Here is a 249-nt window from a genome sequence, read left to right on the forward strand (position 1 = left end):
TCACCGCGACCACCGGGCTGGTCCCGATCATGGGCCTCGCCCAGAAAGCCGGCCTGCCAGACCTCGCCGACGACAGGTTGACCGTGTCGACCACCGGCGCTGATAAAGGCGCGAACCCAGCAGCGAAACTCGCCACCCTCGTCGGCGGAATTGCCGCCGGGGCTGACTCGATCGATGACATGAACCTTCTCCGCCACGGCGGCATGACACACCTGTTCGACCGTGTCTACGCCCCTTCGACGCTGGGTT

1 pseudogene is annotated in these 249 nt (G+C 65.9%); it reads left to right on the forward strand.

Features of this window, described 5'->3' with window-relative positions:
• Positions 1 to 249, forward strand: a pseudogene (locus ACPUD7_RS17970) (IS1380 family transposase); the annotation flags it as partial.

This window comes from Brevibacterium sp. FAM 24630, assembly GCF_049804075.1.
In the GTDB taxonomy this organism is placed as follows: Bacteria; Actinomycetota; Actinomycetes; order Actinomycetales; family Brevibacteriaceae; genus Brevibacterium.